This window comes from Proteus vulgaris, assembly GCF_023100685.1.
GTDB lineage: Bacteria > Pseudomonadota > Gammaproteobacteria > Enterobacterales > Enterobacteriaceae > Proteus.
On record NZ_CP090064.1, the window covers coordinates 1,615,580 to 1,632,078 of the forward strand.

The 16,499-nt window shown below is 38.2% G+C and carries 12 protein-coding genes and 1 tRNA gene; 9 read left to right on the top strand and 4 right to left on the bottom strand.

The window, feature by feature from the left end:
- Positions 1 to 42: 42 nt before the first annotated feature.
- The 8 genes from LW139_RS07855 to LW139_RS07890 are packed head-to-tail and all read left to right on the top strand — an operon-like array spanning position 43 to position 10,763.
- Positions 43 to 3,309, top strand: a complete 3,267-nt coding sequence (locus LW139_RS07855; protein ID WP_247851000.1) for a phage tail tape measure protein — start codon at positions 43 to 45, stop codon at positions 3,307 to 3,309.
- A complete protein-coding gene (locus tag LW139_RS07860) occupies positions 3,310 to 3,906 on the top strand; it encodes a hypothetical protein (protein WP_247851001.1) in 597 nt (198 codons plus the stop codon).
- Positions 3,906 to 4,487: a hypothetical protein gene (locus LW139_RS07865; RefSeq protein ID WP_247851002.1), complete on the top strand. Its 582-nt coding sequence runs from the start codon at positions 3,906 to 3,908 to the stop codon at positions 4,485 to 4,487. Before LW139_RS07860 ends, LW139_RS07865 begins: the two co-directional genes overlap by 1 nt.
- Positions 4,488 to 4,514: 27 nt before the next feature.
- Positions 4,515 to 4,979 carry a YebO family protein gene (locus tag LW139_RS07870; protein WP_247851003.1) on the top strand — a complete coding sequence of 155 codons (465 nt, stop codon included), beginning with the start codon at positions 4,515 to 4,517 and terminating at the stop codon, positions 4,977 to 4,979.
- Between the two features lie 57 nt (positions 4,980 to 5,036).
- Complete coding sequence (locus tag LW139_RS07875) at positions 5,037 to 5,435, top strand: DUF6950 family protein (protein ID WP_247851004.1); 399 nt, start codon at positions 5,037 to 5,039, stop codon at positions 5,433 to 5,435.
- A complete protein-coding gene (locus LW139_RS07880; RefSeq protein ID WP_247851005.1) occupies positions 5,435 to 8,545 on the top strand; it encodes a phage tail tip protein J-related protein in 3,111 nt (1,036 codons plus the stop codon). The genes LW139_RS07875 and LW139_RS07880 overlap by 1 nt, the downstream gene beginning before the upstream one ends.
- A gap of 2 nt (positions 8,546 to 8,547) precedes the next feature.
- Positions 8,548 to 9,588, top strand: a complete 1,041-nt coding sequence (locus LW139_RS07885; RefSeq protein WP_247851006.1) for a hypothetical protein — start codon at positions 8,548 to 8,550, stop codon at positions 9,586 to 9,588.
- 35 nt (positions 9,589 to 9,623) lie between these two features.
- A complete protein-coding gene (locus LW139_RS07890) occupies positions 9,624 to 10,763 on the top strand; it encodes a hypothetical protein (RefSeq protein ID WP_247851007.1) in 1,140 nt (379 codons plus the stop codon).
- A 67-nt stretch (positions 10,764 to 10,830) separates the two neighbouring features.
- On the opposite strand, the gene LW139_RS07895 is transcribed toward LW139_RS07890, so the two are convergent.
- The 4 genes from LW139_RS07895 to LW139_RS07910 form a co-directional block, all read right to left on the bottom strand.
- The gene (locus LW139_RS07895; RefSeq protein ID WP_247851008.1) at positions 10,831 to 12,660 is read right to left on the bottom strand and encodes an acyltransferase family protein; all 1,830 of its coding nucleotides are present in this window, start codon (positions 12,658 to 12,660) and stop codon (positions 10,831 to 10,833) included.
- Between the two features lie 502 nt (positions 12,661 to 13,162).
- Positions 13,163 to 13,239 (bottom strand) — tRNA-Pro (locus LW139_RS07900).
- An 85-nt stretch (positions 13,240 to 13,324) separates the two neighbouring features.
- The gene (yejM, locus tag LW139_RS07905) at positions 13,325 to 15,061 is read right to left on the bottom strand and encodes an LPS biosynthesis-modulating metalloenzyme YejM (protein ID WP_247851009.1); all 1,737 of its coding nucleotides are present in this window, start codon (positions 15,059 to 15,061) and stop codon (positions 13,325 to 13,327) included.
- A gap of 25 nt (positions 15,062 to 15,086) precedes the next feature.
- Positions 15,087 to 15,314 carry a YejL family protein gene (locus tag LW139_RS07910; protein ID WP_166540640.1) on the bottom strand — a complete coding sequence of 76 codons (228 nt, stop codon included), beginning with the start codon at positions 15,312 to 15,314 and terminating at the stop codon, positions 15,087 to 15,089.
- 154 nt (positions 15,315 to 15,468) lie between these two features.
- Between LW139_RS07910 and yejK the strand changes: the two genes are divergently transcribed.
- Positions 15,469 to 16,473 (top strand): nucleoid-associated protein YejK, encoded by a 1,005-nt coding sequence (gene yejK / locus LW139_RS07915; RefSeq protein WP_109408876.1) that lies wholly within the window; start codon positions 15,469 to 15,471, stop codon positions 16,471 to 16,473.
- Positions 16,474 to 16,499: the final 26 nt, after the last annotated feature.

Here is a 16,499-nt window from a genome sequence, read left to right on the forward strand (position 1 = left end):
CCCTTGTTGGGGCTTTTATTTTATTGTTTTTAAGGAGTTTCTATGGCTGGCGCATTGGGAACATTAAATATTGATTTAACGCTGAACACGGCTAGTTTCACCAATGCGATCAACCGTAGTCAGCATCAAACAGAACGGTTTAATCAAAGTGTTCGTGTGAGCCTGCAGTCTATTACTGTTCAACAAGAACGCATGGCATCACAAACAGCAAAGTCGGCCTCGTCATTCGCCAGTTTTGCTAAAGCGGTGACAGGCGCACTTTCTATTCACCAAGTGATCAGTTATGCAGATGGTTGGACAGACTTACAAAACAGATTGAAGTTAGTTACAAAGAGCACTCAAGAATTAAATAAAGCGACCAATGATGTCTATACCATCGCCCAAAAAACCTACCAATCACTCGATGCAACCGCACAGGTTTATCAGCGTTTTTCAGATAATGCAGAACGCCTAGGAATTAATCAGCAAAAAGTAGCCGAACTGACTGAAACGGTATCTAAAGCCGTCTCCCTTTCAGGAACTAGTGCCGCTTCTGCTGCTATGGGATTAACACAATTTGGTCAAGCATTAGCAGCAGGTCAATTACGTGGTCAAGATTTAAACTCTGTTATTGAGCAAATCCCCGGTTTAGCACAAGCCATTGCTGAGGGAATGGGGATCAGCATGGGGGAATTGAAGCAAAAAGCCCAAGACGGTGAAACCTCGATAGATAAAATTATTGAGTCATTAGAGAGAGTGAAAGCCTCTGTTGATCAAAAATTTGCTACAAGTGTTACCACTGTTAGCCAATCCTTTACTAACTTACAGTCGGCAATGACGAAGTTTATTGGTGAGGCCAACCAAAGCACTGGTGCAACTCAACTATTAAATACTAGTCTATCTACATTATCTAACAACTTCTCTGAAGTAATGAGGGTTACTGAAACACTAGCAGTTACTGCTATTGTGATAAAAATAACAAAATGGACTCAGGCCACGTATGCACAAACCACAGCAACAAAATTAAAAGTTCAGCAAGACCTCATTGCAGCTAAAGTGACACAAGCAAAAATGACGGCCGAGTTAGAATTGGCTCGTGTTGAGATGCGTTCTTTACAAGCACAACTTCAATTGGCTCAGACAGAAGCTCAGCGTAGTAGCATTAGAATGCGAATGAAAGCGCAATCTTCAATTATTGTGTCAGCCACAAATGCAGAAACGTTAGCGATACAGCGATTGAATGCAGCACAAAGAGCTGGTTCAACATTAGGGCGGGGATTTGGAGGAGCACTTGCTTTTCTTGGTGGGCCATTAGGGATCGCAACGGGTATCTTAACTGCAGGTGCAATGGCCTTTTATGAGTGGCAACAACAAGCAGAACAATCAAGACAAAAGGCTCTTGAGTATGCAGAATCATTAGATGTTGCGACAGAGTCATTGAAAAAATTAAGTGACGCAGAACGCCAAGCGTCAATCAAAAAATTATCTGATAGTTTTGATGCGCAAGTTGAAAAAATAGAAGAACTAAAGAAAAAACAAGAGGACTTAAAAAAATCATCAGATTTTGGAGGGGCCAATAAAGGGATATCTTTTTATTATACTGGAGACTATGAGGCGTTTTCAGCGGAGGTGGTGAAAGCTAGAAAAGATGAAATTCAGGTGACTGCTGATCTTGAAGAAAAAAATAGAGGATTAGAAGCTATACGTAAAAAAATGGCATTATTGCTCGATGCTGAAGTTCAAAAAAACGGGATGGTCTCTAATGCCTATGCGCTTTATGCGAGCCGTATTTATGATATATCTGTTAGATCTGATGAATTAATCGGTAAACTTCATTTACAAGGTTCTGCTTTTGATAATTTAGCGCAATCTATTCGCTCAGCCACTCAAGAGCAACAACAGTTTTCAGCGAATTCTTTAATTATAGTATCTGCGGACGCCCAAAAATCAATAGATGCCTCTCTTCGAGCCATTGAAAAAGCCAAAGCTACTGGAGAAGCATTAGCTAAACTTAATGCAGAGGATGTCCTCGCTAGCAGAAAAGTAACGCCTGATATGCAAGGCTATGATAAAGCATTACAGGCTGAAATTGACGCACAACTTGCCTCACAATCTAAAAAAATCAAACCACCCAAAACGCCAAAATCAAGCATTGATTATGCCAAACATTACACAAAGCTTCTTTCTGATTTACAAGAAAAACAAGCCTCATTAATTGCAGATGGACAGAGTATTCAACTGTATGGCACAACATCTTCATTTAATGAATATAATTCTGCACTTGCTGATATCAAAAAGAATAAAGAAAAATTCGACGAAATATTAAAGATTGATCCAAAGGCAATTGAAACTATTAAAGAAAAGGCTAAAGCCATTGATGACATGGCTCGCGCTAATTCTGTCGCGCAATTTGCTTATGATCGCGGTAAAGAAGTCGAGCAAATGCAGTTTGAAACATCTTTGATTGGCAAAACGCGAGTAGAACAAGAAAGGCTGAATGCACTTAGACAGATTGATTTACTTTATCAACAAGCCAAGGTGGATTTAGGAGACAAGGAGCTTGCAAACTTACAGCGCAATGTCGAACTTACAAAACAAAAGATTGATGCCGAATTACAAAAGCGGGAATTAATGAAATTAGATCCTGTTGAAGGTTTAAATCAGGGGCTTTCGGATTTTAGTGATTCCGCTACCAATGTGATGGAAAACGTTAAAAATGTAACCGCTAATGCTTTGAATAATATGTCTGACTCTTTAGCTGATTTTGTTTTAACGGGTAAAGGTAGCTTTAAAGACTTTGCAAATGCTGTGATATCTGACATTACTCGTATGGTGATGAAGATGTTAGTTTTCAAAGCGATTGAAGCAGGAACCAGCTTTTTTATGGGCGGGGCTTCTGGCGGTGATGCTGGTGGAGGACCAGGAGGGCTTTTTGCGTATGGTGGATATACGGGCCATGGCGGAAAGTTTGAACCTAAAGGTGTTGTTCATGGTGGTGAGTTTGTTTTCACAAAAGAAGCGACAGCAAAATTAGGGATCGGCAATCTTTATCGCTTGATGAATTCGACACAAGGCTATGCTTCTGGCGGTTTTGTTGGTTCATTGTCTGGAAAGGTGCCGTCAACACCAGTCACAACATCATCTTCATCAGGAGTTAATATCACAGTGGTAAACCAAATTACTGTCACAGGTAACGGCGATGCTGTTCTTGCTCAAGCAATGAAAGAAGCGGCAGAACAAGGCACAGAAGCTGGCGCACAAAAAGCAAGGGCGATTATATTGCAAGATTTTCAGAGTAATGGAACTGCACGTAGAACGTTAGGAGTGTAGATGAATATTTTAGCATGGCCAGAAGATGTATGCCCTATCAATGAAGATTGGCAACTACTCAGTAATAGTAAAACGTTCACCTCTCCGTTTAATGGCAGTAGTCAAACAGTTCGTTTTCCGGGGAGCCGTTGGCGCTGTGAGTTAACGTTTAGCAATTTAAGCGAAGGAAAATCACGTAAGCTTGAAGCTCTTGTTGCCGCACTAGATGGCATGTCGGGCAGAGTGAGAATATCGAGTTGGATCAGAAAAGGGAAAGAAGGGTATGGCACTCCTAAGGTTGCCTTAGCCAGTCAGTCAGGTGTCTCTTTACAAACATCAGGCTGGAAGCGAAATATGCGCGTTTTACAACAAGGTGATCGCCTCACGATTGGGAATGAGTTGAAAATGGTAGTGGCCGATGTTGTTAGCGATAACGAAGGGCGAGCTGTCATTTCAATTTCTCCCATGCTCAGAACTCCACCTGCATTGAACGAAAAGGTGATCATCAAAGCCCCTTTTGGGGTTTTTCGATTGTCAGACAATGATCAGGGGAAATTTCAACATCGCCGGTTGGGATACTCTAATGTTACTCTTTCATTTGAGGAGGTACTGTATTAATGCAATATCATCCATTTTCTGACGGTATGGTAAAAGCAATCAATGAGGGTGCTTATATCGTACTTGCCGCTCGACTAAACCTAAAATCAGGAGTCACTTGTGCGCATACTGGCGTTGGTCAGCTTGTGATTGCAGGAGAAACTTATTTAGGTGTTGGAAGTCTTGGTGAAATTAGCCAACTTAATGAAAACAAGACAACAAGCCCACCCCAATTGCAACTTAAACTAGCTGGTTTTGACAAGTCACTTGTCGGCATGGTGATGAATGAGCAAAGCCGAGGGAGAGAAGTTAGATTGATGATGGTAGCCATTGGGGAAGATGGCAAGCCACTATTAGCGGAAATATTGTTTGTTGGGCAGATCTCATCAATTAGTGTCGTTTCTGGTGAAGAGAATGCTGTTTGTGTTAATGTTTCTAATCGATTCGAGCGATGGTCAATCGGTTTACCTGATAGGTTCACTGATGAATCATGGTCATCAAGAAGACTGGGGGATCGTATTTTTCGCTATGTGGCTCAAATGGCTGAACGTGCTATTTATTGGGGAAGCAAGAAAGATGCGCCTGCATTTATTTATAAGTAATATTTATTTTATTAATTAGGACAAGACATGGACCCATTCTTTATTGTGTATATCATTCTTTTAATAATCTCCATTGTATTTTGGTTTTTCTTAAATAGAGCTAGTGTCAGAGCCGATAGAGTTGTGGAATTACTAGAAGCAATTGATAAAAAGAACGGCAGGCAAGTTGAATTATTAACAGCTTTATTAGAGTCATCCACTATTTCACTAAATGATGAAGAAAAAGAGCAGTTAATTACGGACTACTTCCATGAAGCTAAACTAGTTGCTGAAAACCTGATACTAAGTGATGGGCAACTAAATGAAGATAGCGTTATAAAATTTGCTAAATTTGGCAACAAATACATAGAAAAAGAACAAGAAAAAGGTAAGGATGTAAATGATAGTATTGTTTCTTTTACAATGTTAAAAAATCAAAAGTTTTCAGTTCTATCGCCTAAGGATAGAAAGAATGCAAATGAGTTATATAAAAACAACATAAATTTCTCATAATATTTATTATCATTACAAACCCACTTCGGTGGGTTTTTTGTTTTCTAAGGGGCATTAATGAGACAACCAAACTGGACACTCCAGTTACCAGAAACCATAAGGGCGGCCATGAGTCGCCCTTTTTCATGGGGTGAATTTGATTGTTGTATTTTTGCCTCTGAATGTATTTACGCACAATGTGGTTTCTCTCCAATAAAACTCTTTCTTGGGCAATACAAAACCAAAGCAGAAGCCTTCAACCTTATCAAATCTAAATTTGGATCACTTGATAAAGCGGTTTCCCACTACTTTAAATCTATTTCTGTTGATTCTGTACAGCGTGGGGATCTTGTCATGTTCAAGGGTGATGACGGGGACAGCATGGCCGTAGTATGGGCGGGTAATTATTGGGGAGTTACTTCTATTGGTGTTAGACCCGTGCAAATTAACCCTATCAAAGCGTGGAGAGTAGAATAATGGGTGGTAATGGTGGATTAATTACAAAAGTGGTTGGCGCTGGGTTGATGATCGCAGGGTTATTCAATGGTGGGATCACCGCACCACTGGGCATTGCGTTAATGTCGGCAGGTATTGCAGTTCAAGTTGCCGGCTCTTTAATATTCAAACCGAAAATTCCCTCAATGGACTATCGTGACACTAGCGAACGCAAGCAAATGTTACGCTCTCCTTCTGCGTCAGAAACCGTCATTGTTGGGAAAACCGTTGCTTCTGGATTACTTTTCTTTGCTGAAGAAGAACCAGGAGAACAAGAGGAAAATGAAAAAATCACACTGGCGCTTGCTTTGTCTGGGCATCCTATCGATAGGGTGGGAAAAATTTGGTTTGGTGATGATCTCATTGAGACTTTTGGTGACAAGGCTTCGTGGGAATTACATAACGATAGAAAAGATGCTGATCCCTTTATGCTAAAAAACTGCCCATCATGGAAAGAGGATATGATTGGGCGTGGTATGGCTTGGTTACGTGTGACACTCACATTTGACCAAGAAAAATTCCCTTATGGTTTACCCAATGTGAAATGTGAAATTTGGGGTAAAAAACTCTTTGATCCGCGCACAGGAAAAACAGAGTGGTCGAATAATGGTGCGTTAGTTATTCTTGATTATTATAGAGATTATTTAAAGGTTCCCGATAGCGATATTGATTTTGATAGCTTTAAACAATCAGCAGATTTATGTGATGAAAGCGTAAGTAATGCTGAAAATGGCTCTGAGCGTCGATACACATTAAATGGTGCTTATGATCTAAATGAAAGTCCATCAAGTGTATTGGAGGCAATGCATAAATGTATTAATGCAGAGCCTACATTTACAGCAGGAAAACACGGAATTCAAGTTGGTGCATATTATGGGCCAGCGCTGAAAACTATTACAGAATCACAACTCATTGATACCGTAACTTGTACTCCTGAAACGGGGCTAAAGGATGCCACAAATGCGGTGTATGGTACTTTTATTGACGCCGAGCAACTCTATACCAAGACAGACTTTACACCTGTCATTGTCAATGAATGGATAGAAGAGGATGGTTTAGAAATCAGGGAAAACGTTGATTACCGATTTGTTACTAGTCCTTATCAAGCACAACGATTAGCTCGACAATATTTGCGTAAAAAGAAAGCCGGTAGGCGCGTCCAATTGACGATGAATTTAGATGGCTATGCGTATCGCCCTGGTGAAGTTGTTTTATTAGATTTACCTTCTTTAAATATTAGTGGTCTTGAATTTCGCATTGCTGAATGGACTTTCCATGCTTTAGAAGGCGTCTCTCTGACATTAGAAGAAGATGGTGCTTATTTATATGAAGACGTCATTGGGAAACCCTTTGTTAGACCTCCATTCACTAAATTACCCACGGGTGGTGTACCAGCACCTATCAACCTAGCCTTTGTTCCTCTTGCTGTCACCGATATTGTTCAGGGATATATTTCATGGCAGAACGTGGCATCTGATATTCGTTATAACACCGTCAATATTCTTCAAAACGGTAAAGTTATTCAATCCATTCAAGTACCGGGTGAACGTGTTGATATTAACGGTTTAACTAGAGGCACTTATCGTGTCGAAGTGAGAGCGCTCAATGTTGCTGGCGCTATGTCCGCTCCTGCTATCAGTGATTTTGCTATTCAAGCACCACCTGCGCCGATTGGTGTTGAAATAACGTCGGGTATGTTCAGTTTAACAGCATCACCAATGCAGGGAGACTCTGCAGTTTTTGGTTACACATTTGAGTTTTGGTTTAGTGAAAAGAAACTCGTTAATCTCTCTGAAAATGAAGTGATCACCAAAACAAATAAAGTTGGCCAAGGAAATTTCTGGACGCAAGAGAATTTAAAAGCTGGCCACACGTATTATTTTTATGTTCGAACAATTAATAGTTATGGTAAATCACCTTTTGTGGAAGCTTCGGGTGTTCCTGTCTCATTACCATCAGATATCTTTGATGATTTAGATAATACGGTTAGAGAAACGGATGCGTTTAAAGAGCTGGATAAAAAACTCAACTGGAATTCTGAGTCTGTACTAATTCTTAGTAACACAAGTCACCGTAACTTCAGACAGCTACTAGTAAAACATGCCGAATCACAAGCCGGTATTAATGAACTATGGCAAGTCCGTGCTACTGACAATGAATCGTGGGCACAAACCGTTACTCAGCTCTATTCTTCAATTAATGATGCAGAGAACACGTTTAACTCTGAAATTAAAGAGGTCAAAACATCAATCTCTAAACTCGACCAGGCTTTTGGGCAGACGACAACTGAAATTAGAACGGAGATAACGACGACTAACAGTGCGACAAATCAACGTATTGATAGCACGAATAACAATTTAGCCGGTACCAACAAAAACCTCGGTATCACTAACCAGAATTTAGATAAAACTAATCAAAACCTCGACAAAACTAATCGCTCATTGCAACTGACAGACGAGGAGGTCGTGCGCGTCGCTGCGGATGTTGTGACAAACAAAGAGGCAATATCTAAAACTAATCAGGCAATGGCTAAATCTGAGGAGCAGGTACAGGCTCAATTCGGTAAACAGCAGGGCATGATTAACCAAAAAATGCAGGCTGAATTTAGTCAGACGGGTGACGGTGTTGTTACTCACTCCATTAATATCACGATTGTTCATGACAAAGTTAAATATAACGCAGCAGGGCAAGTGATTAGTGCTCAGGTTAAGAATGGAAAGTTGGAGTCTTATATCGGCTATAACGCTAATAATTTCGCATGGTACAACCCAAGTAACGGAAAAATGGAATTGTTCATGTACGTTAAAAATGGCCAGATGTTTATGCGTGAGGCTTTTATTAACGAGGCATGGTTAAATTCCGTTGTTGTTACCGAATATATTAAATCTGGCGATTATGTACCCGGGAAGAGTGGTTTTTTGATTGATGGTAAAACTAGCAATATTGAAATGAACAAAGGAACGTTCCGGGGGGAATTAGATATAGGAACAAATAAAACGGGTGCGCATACCGTTATCACCAATGAACGGATTGCGGTTTACGGTGCTCAAGGAGAAATTAGGATTGAAATAGGAAAAATAGAAGGGAGATAACCATGTATGGTGTTTATGTTAAACCAGATATAGGGAATGAATATTATTTAGATGCTGATGATAACCAAGTTATGGGATATCTGGGTACTGTCAAAATGGGATGGTATGGTTATTTTTTTCCAAATACTGGATGGAATACAATGAAGCACAATATCCCTGAATATGAACGGTATAACATCATTATTATTCCTAGGATAGTGTCTCGGACATATAAAATACCCGGTTCGTATTATTGGTTCTCATCAAATGTAACGGATTATAATATATCTGGTGATAATTTTAATTTTTATGTCGATGAAAGACCTGCTGGGTCACGGGTAGATTCAGAAGATGCAGAGGATGATCCTGAGTTTATATTTGATTTTTATGGTTACCCAAAATCAAATAGTGAATCATACGGCATACGACTGCATGGAATGAATGGCATTAGCGAACTAACTCCATCTATGCGAGGGTATTGTATATTTGCCGATATTGTACAAATAAATGCAGGTAAAAATAATGGCTGGAGAATGCCATCACATATTACTGATAAAATGAACCCCATTATTTTCGTGCGACCTAAAAATTCAGGTGCTGTCTTCTCATATAATAAAGCTAGGGGTTTAGTTGTTAGTAGTTCATGTGAAATGTATGTCGTTATATTTTGCACTAACTTTACTTTAACTCCTCCAAAATATGGCATTGTGATTTATAACGATAAAAAAGAAATTACATTTTCATCTAACTACAAACCCATGAAGCTCGGAGAGACAACGCGATTTAGTAATCGAAATGGTGCTTCGTTTTCCAAACTCAAAAAACCAATGATTATTCCAGATGCACAATTCGTTAACTGGAGAATACAGGGAAGCAATAGAGATGATGTTATCTATATGCGAACAGGATTTGGTTTTAGAAATGATGGGAATAATGTCTATTGGGATGACATATACAGTATCAGATCCGAATACGGTGGGCCATGGGGGGCTGATGGCGGTAATGCGTTTAAAATAGAATTTGATATATACGGCATCGAACTCAGCGACTACTTCAATATTTAATTAATCCTTCATTTATACCTCTAGGAAACTTATTCATGATATACACAACAGGCACTGTTAACACAGTGTCAGGGTCTGCTATTGTCCGCGGAACTGGCACTAAATTTAAAAATAATAATCCAGCCATTAATATCGGAATGACTATTTTAATTAAATCGGGGAATACTAATATTCCGTATATGATTAAATCCGTTAATTCCGACACTGAATTAGTATTAGCACATCCAGCATTAGCAACGACTACTAACACCACATTCTCAATTCATATTACTGAGCCAGATAATAATAGTGATGCAGCAAGAACAATGGTCGCTATTAATAGTTATGTCGAGTATTTCCTCGACGCCATGAATACGTGGATGACTCAGACTGGTCAGACAAAAATTGAAATGCCAAATGGAGAGATTGTCACGCTCGATAGCATTAAGAAGATGCAAGAGGATATTAGTAAAAAAGCAGATGATAATAAAACAGTACATATTGGGGATTTTGGGATTGGTAGAGTGGGGCTTAGAGAGCCATCTTCGATCTCATGTTTTTATGGCTCCCCATCAGTAGGAGTACCAGGCTTTCCTAGTAATGGTGCCGGCTGGCAATCTACATATAGCGGAAATCGTCGTGCAATGTTATTTATGAATACATCCGGCGCATTAATGACTCGCTTTAGTTTATCAAATGATGTTGTTGATACTACGACGCCTTGGAGTACAGTATGGAGCTCAATCAATACAACCATAGATCCGCAAGGCTTTATCAAAAAAGCATCCCCAATTATCAACATTAATCCCGACGGCACATTCACAACTAACGACGAATCGGAAGGTACTACAGTTACTCGAGTAGCTCAGGGAGAATATCTCATTGAAGGCGTTTTGGGCTTTAACTCAGATGCAGGCTGGGGCGGTGTCGATGGTGGTATTGAAATTCCGCTAGATGTCAATAAACAACCACTTATTTGGGTGGACTTTGAAATCAACAAAGACGGTTCGATTCTCGTTAAGACTTATCACCGCACTCACCATAATGCGCCAGAATTTGCCAATAATGAGATTGAGGGTTTCAATGATGGTGACCCAATTGATATCCCTGATGGTCGTTTTATTTCTGTTCGTGTACAGATGCCAGAAAATTCTATATGTAATCGGATACATATAGAAAAATCTAGCTTAATTTAGAATAATTAATGAAGAAGGATGGGAAGTTAGTGCCCGGGCAGTTGGTGCATAGCCCAGGCTTTGTATGCTAAAAATTTTTGATTATATATTCAGTTACTAATTCAGCACCATAAATTGAAAGGTGGGATCCGTCTGTATAAATCGGTTCTCTTTTATAAATTACTTTACATTTATTACTATCACAAAGAGCGTTGTTTGGATCTATAAATCTAACATTTTCATAAGAGGCTAATTTTTCTTGTAAAAATTGATTTATCTCGATATTTTGTTTTTCTTGAGCTTCTTTACAGTTAGATATCAATTTGTACCCAAGTAGGCTTTCGCCTGTGAGACAACTGAATCCATCTATTTTTGCTCGTTGTGGTCTTCCTATTATGTAGTACATACGTTGATTACCACCAGCTTTGATAACTGACAAAATTTCATCTAACACAATGGAGTAATATTTGTCTTTATTTTTTTCGACAGGTGTTGTTTCACCTTTTTGAATAAGAATACCGTTATAGGTATCCCAAGAACTAGCGAAAATAAGGGGTGCCGATGGCACTCTATCCATCAGTATTTTCAATTTATCATATTCATTGGAGCATGATATATCCTCTTTATTGTTTAGATATCTGGAGTATTTTGGAAATATAAGACATCCATGATCGAAAAGAGCAGCTGCTTCAACTTTGTGTTCATCAAATGATTTTGCATACTGCAATCCAAAACTATCTCCAGTGATTATATATTTAAAATTATTTCTATCAGAATTTATATAAAATACCTTGTTAGAAAGGTAGTTAGCTCCACCATAGTACTTTTTATGAAATTCTTCTTTTGTAAGATTGTACTGTTCAGGTACTCTACTAGAGTAACCATTGTTCGAAATAATCATGAGACAAGGAATAAGGCACACTGTAAAGGCTATCGGGAGCATTTTACTGGATTTTAAAAGGTCTTGTGATTTATTTAAAGCAAAGGAGATAATTAAGGTTATTAAAGCGAACCATATAAAGTTAATATCAATATTAAGTTTATGAGTAAAAACTAGAATAGGCCAATGAACAAGATAAATTTCGTATGATATAGAACCGATAAATTGTAACGGTTTTAAGTTATACACACTAAAAGCTGAATTTGCATAAATACACAAGAATGCTCCAGTGACGGGAATTATTGACATCACACCTGGCCATGGTGTTTCTTTATTTATAATGAAAAAGCTTGTGATTATAAGAATGATACCAACAACGCTCAACGTTTTGTTTAGCATTTTCATTGATATCATAATATATGCTAATCCACCCGCAAGCATAGCCCATGCTCTTGTGGGGAACATGTAATAGCTAGCCTCTGCATAGTTATAGGTTCCATATATGGATGCAGAGAGAGAAAAAATAAACATAATTACAATGGAATACTTGGCTACTTTTATTCCACCTATTCTTGATATCGCAAGTAATAGTAATGGATAGATAATATAGAATTGCCATTCAACAGAAAGAGACCAAGTATGTAAAAGAAAATTATTAACAGAGGAATCATCAAAATAACCAGATCTAGATAAATAAAGAAAATTAGAAAGAAAAAATATACTACTTACAATATCTCTGCCCATTTCGTAAAAGTCTGAAGGCTTTATGAAAAGCCAACCGATTAACATAGTAATAAAGCATGTAATTATTAGTGCTGGAATTATTCTCTTTGCACGAGCCAAATAAAATCGCTTTAAACTAAAGTTTTTCTTAGTGATACCAGACAAGATGATCCTTGTCATTAAATATCCTGAAATGACAAAAAAAACATCAACACCAGCAAAACCACCCGGAAGATAGTCGTTATTAAAGTGAAAAATTATTACGGAGAGCACCGCAATAGAACGCAAAGCGTTTATATCTTTTCTAAAATCCATAGTAATAAAAAAGCCTTCTTTATTGAAAATATGACAGCACGTGAAATTAGCAATACTGCCATTACCTATGAGGAGATACATCATTCTCATATGAACAAGAAAAAAAGCGTATATTTAAAATCTTTTTTGCTTATTCTTGATTTCTTATCTACTAAGATGCAACTTGCGGATTATACTCTTTAAATATTTATTGTATTGTGAAATAGTTAAATTAATATATCGCAGTCTAATACACGGTTATCAAAACTAATATAAGTATTATGATAATCAATCAGTTATAAAAAGGCATAACCATCGTCTTTTGGGTTTGTTAAAAGAAAATATACCTTAATAAACAAATGGTTAATGCTGGTGAGTTATAGCATAGAAACAGGGCGAGAATTGAGCTTTAACTAGGGTAAATCTGATGGGAGTTTTACCAGAGTTTTACCAGAGTTTTACCAGTAGCAAATTTCAGACATAAAAAAACCAACCGTAAATGGTTGGTTTTCTTAAATATTGTTGGTCGGCATGATAGGATTTGAACCTACGACCCCCGACACCCCATGACGGTGCGCTACCAGGCTGCGCTACATGCCGTTTGTGCCCTGTATATTACTGTTTTTGACTGCTAAAGCAACCTTTTGCTAATTAAGTGACGTAATTTTATACATCACGAATTGCGCTAGCGTTCGATAAAGCGTTTTTGTTCGGCAAGAACTTGTAATAATAATTTTAAGTCAGGTTTTGCAGAGCTAATTTCTTTTCCTGATTTATCAAATAAAGCATATCGGCCATGTTTATCTATCAACAACGTATTATCTTGTAAAAAGACCACAAATGTTTCGTCATCACCGGTGAAAATCCATGGATGATTACGAGTGCTTGCAAATAAATCCTCACCTTGTGAATAGTTATCCGCAGGGCTAATCACACGTAAAACATGTTGCATTAAGGTTGTCATGATATCTTGATGGCTAGTCATTTTATCAATCGACTGTGGTTTCATGTTTGGCCAGTGTACCATTAGAGGCACTTGTGATTGGCTTAAGTTAAAGGTGGTTTTATCAGAAAGCCATTGGTTGTTTTGTTTTTTATCACTGTCTTGATGATAGCTAGAAGTGACAATTACAACGGTATTATCGAGTACTTTGGTTTCTTGCAATGTATTAAAAACGCGCTCTAATTGTTGATTTAATGTCATACGTTGAGACGTTTTATTGGTGTGACCATCAATTTGCAAGAAAGAGAACCAAGGTGTTGTTTGGTTGTCTTTTATTAGCCAATTGCGCCAGCTATCAATGGTGGCATCGTTATTACCACTGCGTGATGTTGGAATAGAAAAATCTGATAGCACAGCTTGTTTAAACAATGGTGTCTGAAAACCATTTGTTGAGAACATTGCTAATTGATAGTTTCGATAACTTAAAGCATCAAATAGTGCGGAGTTTTTTCTGCTACTCAATACACTATCTAAATAAGAAGGTGAGATACCATAAAATAAACCAAACAATGCCGTATCGTTATCAATACCTGATGAATAATGATGGGTAAAATTGAGATTATTTTGTGCAAACTCTTGCAAGCTTGGTAATTCAGGAACTTCCTCATTACCTAAACCATCAACAACGATAACTAATAGATTATAAGAATACGTTTCTTTTGAGTAAATCAATGGTGCAAGAGGGTAGGTAATACCTTGTGCGGCTGGGTTACCTTCACTGATCACTCGTTGTTCATATTCTGATTGATTAATAAAACCATGGCGCTCAAGGAACTTACGTGCAGTCATCGGGTAGGATAATGGCAAATTGGCGCGTTGCATTGTAATCGGGCGATAAAAATTAGCATCAGCCCAAATTGACATAGAGTGAGATAAGACAAAACAAGTAATAAAAACACCAGCTAATGGTTTACCCCATCGCTGACGGTTTAAACTGCGTAATTTTTGCCAACTCCATGTTGCAAAAAGCATCTCAATAAGAAAGATAATAGGAATGCCAATAAAAATAAGTTGCCATTCACGAGCCATTTCACCTTCATCTGGATTAATGACTAGATCCCAAACAAGTTGAGTCAGATGAAGCTGAAATTGTTGGTAAACAGCCATATCAAAGATAAGGATTGTGAGTCCAGCACTGGCGAGAGCACAAGAGATCACTCTAAGTAGCCGTTGAGATACGACTACAAAGGTAAGTGGAAAAAGGACAAGAATATAGATAGCAAAAACAATAAAACTAAAGTGTCCCATCCAACTTACAATTGCGTAAAAACGACCCGCGAAAGTTGCAGGCCAATCTGAAATAAACAGGTAACGGCTTCCGAGCAATAAGCTTAGAATAATATTAAATAGCGCAAACCAGTGACCCCAACTGATCATTTGGGATACTTTTTCACGATAGGACTGAGGTCTCGTTACCATGTCTATAAATAATTTTCTATGTTTATTAGTGAATATTGCCTTCATCAATTGAAGCACGCAATGCGTGAACAAAAGAATCAGCAATCAGCATCCGTTGAGCAGGGGCAATACTTGTATTAACTAAGTTTGTCACCATGTTCCCCAACACCATCAAAGAAAGATCTGTAGGAGTATGATGTTTTTCAAGAACGCTGACAAGTTCTGCTAATAACTGCTCAACTTGTTCATCACTATAACGGGATTTTTGTGGCATAAAATCAGAATTCCTACTAAATGAATAAAACGCTATATATTACCGTATTGTTGGGTCTTTTTCCGCTATTAAATTAATTAATTTTCCCTTGATACTGAAAGTGGGGAGTGTTTGAATACGCGCATGAGAAAGTGAAGAAATAAAGAGGACGACCATGAGTCTAGATATTAGTCAGTTAGTCTTACATCAGCTTATCAAGCGAGATGAGCAGACATTAGAAGTTGTGTTACGCGATTCAGTATTAGAGATTGAACCTGTTGTTCAGGAAATGATTGAAGAGTTGCATCGTGTCTACAGTGCAAAAAATAAAGCTTATGGTCTGTTTAATGAAGAAAGTGAATTAGCGCAAGCATTACGTTTACAGCGCAAAGGTGAAGAAAACTTTTTAGGTTTTTCGCGTGCAGCCACAGTGAGATTAAAAGATGAATTAGCAAAATACCCCTTTGCAGAAGGGGGAACCGTTCTCTTTTGTCATTATCGTTATTTGGCGGTGGATTATCTTTTAATTGCTGTATTGAGTAGCTGCAATAGCATGTGGGTGAATGACAGTCTTGATGTTTCATCAACACGTTATCTAGATATTCCTCATGCAGATATTATTGCTCGTATTGATTTAACTGAATGGGAAACGGCTCCAGATTCTCTGCGCTATTTAACTTTCTTAAAAGGTCGAGTAGGACGCAAAGTCTCTGACTTTTTTATGGACTTTTTAGGTGCTCAAGAAGGTTTAAACGCTAAAGTTCAAAACAAAGGTTTATTACAAGCTGTTGATGACTTTTGTGAAGCTTCCGAAATGGATAAGCAAGCACGTCAGACTTGTCGCGAACAAGTATATAGCTACTGTAATGAGCAATTACAATCTGGTGAAGAAATTGCCTTAACCGAGCTTGCTGAAGAATTACCATCTTTGGGTGATCAAAACTTTGTTCAATTTACCGAAGAGAAGGGCTATGAATTAGCTGATACTTTTCCAGCTGATCGCAGTACCTTACGTCAATTAATGAAATATTCTGGTAGTGGCGGTGGATTAACTGTTAATTTTGATGCGAAATTATTGGGTGAAAGAATATTCTGGGATCCTGCAACAGATACACTCACGATCAAAGGTACTCCACCTAATTTACGTGATCAATTACAGCGTAGAGCATCAGAAAAATAATTACCTAGTAGAAACAAATAACGCCA